General features: G+C 55.5%; 4 protein-coding genes and 1 pseudogene. 3 read left to right on the plus strand and 2 right to left on the minus strand.

From position 1 onward, the window contains the following. Positions 1 to 443: 443 nt before the first annotated feature. From D4765_RS18650 to D4765_RS18660, 3 genes are all read left to right on the plus strand, one after another. The gene (locus D4765_RS18650) at positions 444 to 1,115 is read left to right on the plus strand and encodes a Pr6Pr family membrane protein (protein ID WP_136643812.1); all 672 of its coding nucleotides are present in this window, start codon (positions 444 to 446) and stop codon (positions 1,113 to 1,115) included. A gap of 1,032 nt (positions 1,116 to 2,147) precedes the next feature. Further along, complete coding sequence (locus D4765_RS20240) at positions 2,148 to 2,402, plus strand: GIY-YIG nuclease family protein (protein WP_170225132.1); 255 nt, start codon at positions 2,148 to 2,150, stop codon at positions 2,400 to 2,402. A 24-nt stretch (positions 2,403 to 2,426) separates the two neighbouring features. Then, positions 2,427 to 3,329 carry a hypothetical protein gene (locus tag D4765_RS18660; RefSeq protein ID WP_136643813.1) on the plus strand — a complete coding sequence of 301 codons (903 nt, stop codon included), beginning with the start codon at positions 2,427 to 2,429 and terminating at the stop codon, positions 3,327 to 3,329. 187 nt (positions 3,330 to 3,516) lie between these two features. On the opposite strand, the pseudogene D4765_RS18665 reads toward D4765_RS18660, so the two are convergent. Both D4765_RS18665 and D4765_RS18670 read right to left on the minus strand, forming a co-directional pair. Continuing rightward, a pseudogene (locus D4765_RS18665) lies at positions 3,517 to 4,011 on the minus strand (IS3 family transposase); the annotation flags it as partial. A 178-nt stretch (positions 4,012 to 4,189) separates the two neighbouring features. Next, entirely contained in the window at positions 4,190 to 4,576 is a 387-nt protein-coding gene (locus D4765_RS18670; protein ID WP_136643814.1) for a hypothetical protein, read from the minus strand. Positions 4,577 to 5,188: the final 612 nt, after the last annotated feature.

A 5,188-nucleotide genomic window follows, 5' to 3' on the forward strand; every position in this document is an offset into this window, starting at 1 on the left:
GGGAATGCTGATGATCAGCGAGCCCCAAATACTCACCCCTTCGCGATTCTCAATGTGGTGTCGAGAACAGACAATCCCGCAGGATCAAATTATCCACGCATTGAGTGGGGCTAGATCTAATCCGCTGTAGGCCTAGGGGTCGGCTCACGATTCGGCAAAATGCCCCGTGGGCGGATTCAGGTGGTGTGAGACACGTTGCGTCGGGTTCGTCGCTGCATCGCGTCGCTGCAGTTCTTTCTGGATGACGAGTGCTCGTTGCGCTAATGCGCTGGGCGGCATCCGCTGAACAGAGCCGAGCGTTCGTACGGGATTGCGATCGCGGCGGCCCAGATGGACTGAGTCGGTAGGAAGCGCCGCGCAGGACGTCGGTGGGTGCGAGGATCATGGCCTTAGCGGCGGCGTGGTGACTCGTTCACGGTTTGCACCGGCCGTAATCTACGTGGGTGATCGGAATTTTCCCCAGCCGCCCCGCAGCTCGCATTTGGCATGCGCTCACAGCGGTGATGGTCGTTCTTGCCGTGGGAACTCAGCTTCTTCTGGTCATCGGGAATGTCAACATCGGTTTCGGTCCCTCGAACGCTCCGCTCGGGCAGCGACTGTTCGAGTTCTTCAGTTACTTCACGGTGGAATCGAACATTTTCGTTGGCATCGCCGCGGTGATGCTCGCGGTACGCCCCGACCGTGACGGAGCTTTCTTGCGTGTGCTGCGGATTGGTTCGATGTTTGGCATCACCGTCACCCTCATCCTGTACCACTTCATCCTCGCGCCTCTGGCTGCGTTCACCGGGATCGCAGCGGTGTCGAACGTCGGCCTTCACTACGTCGTTCCTGGGTTTGCGATCCTCGGCTGGGTGCTCTTCGGACCCCACCCGCGGATAACGTGGAAGGCGCTGCTGCTCGCGGGGATCTGGCCGTTAGCGTTTATTGTCCTCACCGTGGTGCAGGGTGCGATCACCGGGTTCTACCCGTACCCGTTCGTCAACGTCACCAAGATCGGGTTCGCGCAGGTAGCAGCGAATGGTCTGGGCGTAATCGTTCTCCTACTCGCCGTTGGGGCGCTCTACAAACTCCTCGACTGGCTAATCAGCCGGCAGCGGCCCGGCGCACTCTCCTAGCGTCCTCCCGCACGGGACGGCGCCACCGCCGGCGCGGGAACTCTGAATATTCGCGGCTCTGGGGGCCAGCAGTATTGCCGTCGGGGGCCACAGCATCAGCGAGAGCTTTGCAGGCTTAGCGGCCAGTTTTTTGTGCGCCGGTTCGCGGTCGGGGCATCGCGTGCACGGCTGACGGGCGGCGTCTGCACGAGGGCCGGGTAAGAGCTGCCGCACGCAGGCGTTGCCTGCGCTTGCCCTTGGCAGTGTCGGTCTTCAGTCGACGCGAGCACGACGACGAGAACGCTGAAAGTCGCTGGCCGGAGGGACCCTCCAGGGGTGGCTCCGAGCTGGAATATTCGGTGGCGCTCAACGAAAATATCTGCGGCCCCCGAGCACAATATTGGGTGGCTCCCAAGCGAGCAAATACTCAGCCAAGCTCCGCATTCTCAAACGCCCCCTTGTAGCCGCTGGCGTAACGGCAGGAGCATCGTCCTTGCAATGGCAGACGCAAGCTGCAAATCTTAGGAACGCTGTGTTGAAATACGGCGACAAGGGATGACGATGGTTACAAAAGATAAGTTCACGACAGTTTCAGTAATATTCGGAATTATTCTTGGCGCAACCGTCGGACTACTTTTCCAAATTACGCTGATTTTATTCGCGGGAAATTTCAGTCTCTCACGTGCCGTTTTTAGTCTGTCTCTCTTGTTTTTCACTGTTCCGGCGGGAATCTTCATAGGTCTCTGTACCGGCCTCACGGTAGCTTTGACATCTCGGTTCAGCCGGGTGCTGCATAGCCGAACAAGACTGATAATTGTTGGCAGTACTGCTCTCCTTACAACTACCCTCCTAACTTTCGGGATCGGTTCCGGACTGTCCATTAGTCCCCCTCCGTTTTGGTCGTGTTTTGTATTTGGGTGCATTGCTGCAATTGGGTTTGTCCTTCTACGTTTCGTAAAGTCGGGAAGAAGCCCAGTCGACTCGGGTGAGATCGTTAATCCCTAAACAACCCTTCTGCTCGAATGAGCAGAAGCAAACGAGGGGATCTACGTTGTGACAACTCGTGATGGTGTCTACGTAGGTCAATCCAACAACATCGACAGGCGTCTGCAGGAACACGTGAATAGAGGGAAATTTACTGCCGAGGACATAGCTGGCGCAGAACGATTTGGGGTACCGGGCGGGAAGACAGCTCGCGAAATTGCGGAGCAGCTGAAGGTGGATAGTCTGGGCGGCAAGGGCCAACTCCTTAATGTGGTGAATCCCATAGGGGACTCACGGCTGGATTTGATGCCAGAGGGATACTAGAGGGTGGGAGGTGGTAGGTAAAGCATGAAACGACAACTGCCAGAGTTCGCTAACGAGTACTTTTCAATCGACAACTACGGATTGGAGGGTCGAACGCTCATCGTCTCGGGCAGTTGGGACAGACACATCGAGTCGGCGCTTCAGGAGTTCGATGTCGACAGTGTCGCTCTGAACTATGCCCTTGGATACAACGAACGCAACTTGGACTTTCTGCATGCCGGGTTGAATATCCGGAAGTTGTTCATATTGTCTCGTACGACCGAGGACCTGTCTCCGGTCTATCGCTTAGCCTCCTCGCTTGAGCACTTGAGCGTGGAAGTCTCGACAAAAGTCAAATTGGATTTAGCCCGTCTGCCTCTCATCCAGTCCATTTCCGCGGACTGGCCGTTGATCAGGGATAGCTTGTCGCAGGTCGAGAACTTGCAAAGTGCATTTATTTTCCTTTACTCAGAACCAGATCTTCGAGCTCTTGGCGTGCATCTTGGGTTGGAGTCACTTAGATTCAAACAGTCGCCTCGAGTCCAGTCCCTAGCTGGCCTCGACTTCTTCCCGAAGCTTCGGTCCCTTTCCATCTTTGGTGGGAGGCGCTTCGCGGACATGAGCCAGTTAGAGGCATTCCATCCCAATCAGATCAAAGAGATACAGATTGAGTCATGCAAGACGATCAGTTCGCTTGAGTCTCTGCATAGCTGCGAAGGGCTTACATTCCTCAACATAAGTAATCTCGGTTCTGTCGCTTCGCTGGTGCCTCTACGCAACTTGAAGTCGTTGGAAAGGTTGTACGCCTATGAGTCAACAATGGTCATCGATGGCGACCTGTCACCGCTTGCAGAATTGTCGCACCTGAGACAACTAAAGATGATGAACCGCAAGTCCTATACGCCGTCAGTAGCAGAAATTATGCAAATGCTAGGGGCATCTGAGTGATCATGCAATTTGTTTCGACTGGCGCCACATATTCCTTGGACGTTTGGAACTTCTGTGGAAACTCAAGCTGAACCGATGCGGGTCCCAGACCAGGTGAACAAAGAGAAGAGGCGTCCCACGCCCGTCGATATCTGTATGGGTCTGAGCAGCTGAAGGGTCTGCTGCACGAGTAGGTGACAGTTTCTAGTCACGCAGCCAACGCGGCTGGCGTGTTCATGGTGGCCTCGAATTCGATGGGCGTCAAACGGCCCAGGCGGGGCTGTCTGCGTCGGCGGTGGTAGGTCCGTTCGATCCAGGTCACGATCGCGATCCGTAGCTGTTCCCGGGTGGTCCAGGTTCGGCGGTCGAGGACGTTCTTCTGCAACAGGCTGAAGAACGATTCCATAGCGGCGTTGTCGCCGCAGGAGGCGACCCGTCCCATCGATCCGGTCAAGTCGTAGCGGGCGAGTGCGCGGAGGAATTTCCGGCTGCGAAATTGTGAGCCTCTGTCGCTATGAATCACACAGCCCGCGACGTCGCCACGCCGGGCGACAGCATTCTCTAGCGCGTTGACTGCCAGACTGGACTTCATCCGCGAATCAATCGAGTAACCGACGATCCGGTTCGAGCAGACGTCCTTGATCGCACAGAGATAGAGCTTGCCTTCCGCAGTTTTGTGCTCAGTGATGTCGGTCAACCACGGGGGGCTTGAGAATTGGGAGCTTGAACTACGGCGGATTCAAGCAGTGATTGCACCACTTATTCCGTTTCGTGCGCTGACCCCAATACCAGGAGCGTCAGCTGTCGAACTGTTTTTACGTCTCAGAATTCCCATGACAAGTCCTCGGTATGCGGTTCGTATTGAAGATTCGTGCCGTGCGTCACTCGGACGCTGAAAGACCGAGATGCGCGCGCGAGGCGCTGGTCCAGTGATCAAGAATTCTGCGCGCTCCAAGGAGATCGTCTCGTGCTAGCTCTTCGCCTACGATCCGCATCCTGCGGAGGCTCTCGAGAACGAACGGACGCAGATCGTCCCGCTTTTCTGCTAACGATCGCTGAATAACTTCGGATGCAAGGTGTGGTTGGCTAAGCAGCAAGGCAGCATAAGCAGCTCGTTCGGCCACGGTAGCTCGCGTATCGTTTTGCCCCGTCACCAGCATGTTCTCTAACGAAGCCGTTTCGTCGCCCAAATCAGACCAAGCCTGTCGGATAATCTGCCCTACGTCATCTACTTCTGGGTAGATAAACGAACTCTGGTTGTTCTTCACTCGGGTAGCACCATAGATAAAGTCAGTGGGGATGAATAGCGGCATCACCACTTTGTCGATGAGAATGATGTCGGCGTCTCGAGAACTCCCAGAGACGCCTCGTACTACGTATAGCAGAGGGGTTGCATAACAGAGTCTTCCGCGAAACGCGTGGGAAGCTGTTGAGCTGAGGGACGCGCGTACAAGACGCTTCCATTCCGTAGTTTTCATCCGACGTTCTCGACTGAATTCACGGTTTCACCTCGTAAATCGGTACGTTTCGAAATGCCTCAGGCAAATTGTCCCGTATTTGTTGGATGCGAGCCTTCGTCAGCACGGCGGATCCGGTCTTTAGATCATAGATCGCAGTTGGGGCCATGGGATCGCCTTCTACGAGATCTAGACGGATGCTTCCTCGTGTACCGAAAGGTACTTCTTGTTGTCCAAGATATGAAACTTCCGCAGTAAGATCCGGATGCTTAGCTTGGGGTCAGCTCACGAAAAGGGGCGGATTCAAGCAGTGATTGCACCACTTACTCTGTGGATGGTGTTGATCGATATGTCTGGACGGTTCTCCGAGCGAATGCTCCCTGACGTCGTTACGAAGCTGTGGGACCTCCGGGAGGTGGGTCG

It is taken from the genome of Subtercola vilae (assembly GCF_004923255.1).
Lineage (GTDB): Bacteria > Actinomycetota > Actinomycetes > Actinomycetales > Microbacteriaceae > Subtercola > Subtercola vilae.